This window comes from Clostridioides sp. ZZV14-6345 (genome assembly GCF_020657775.1).
GTDB classification, from domain to species: domain Bacteria; phylum Bacillota; class Clostridia; order Peptostreptococcales; family Peptostreptococcaceae; genus Clostridioides; species Clostridioides difficile_D.
Window position 1 is genome coordinate 1 of record NZ_JAGWCX010000170.1, and the last position, 512, is coordinate 512.

The following is a 512-nucleotide window of genomic DNA, read 5'->3' on the forward strand; positions in this document are numbered from 1 at the left end:
GCTCCTGTTGCTCCTGTTGGACCTATCGCTCCATCTGCTCCTGTCGCTCCCGTTGCTCCTGTATTTCCCGTTGGACCTATTGCTCCATCTGGACCTGTTGCTCCTACTGCTCCGGTTGGACCTGCTTCTCCATCTGCTCCGGTTGGACCAGTTACTCCTATTGGACCTGTTGACCCAGTGGCTCCGTTTGCTCCAGTTGCTCCTATACTTCCTGTTGGTCCTGTAGCTCCTGTATTTCCTGTTGGTCCGGTTGCTCCAGTCTCTCCATTTGCTCCTGTCACTCCTGTATTCCCTGTTGCTCCTGTTATCCCATTTGCTCCGGTTACTCCGGTTGCTCCTGTGTTTCCTGTTGGGCCTGTTGACCCAGTAACTCCTGTTGCTCCTGTTGGACCTGTTATTCCATTTGCTCCTGTTGCTCCTGTATTTCCTGTTGGACCTGTAGAGCCTGTTATTCCATTTGCTCCTGTTGCTCCTTTATTTCCTGTTGGACCTGTTATTCCATTTGCTCCTGT

Annotated in this window: 1 pseudogene; it reads right to left on the reverse strand. The window is 51.8% G+C overall.

Annotated features, from left to right (window positions below):
- Positions 1-512 (reverse strand): annotated as a pseudogene (locus KGF39_RS19465) (collagen-like protein); the annotation flags it as partial.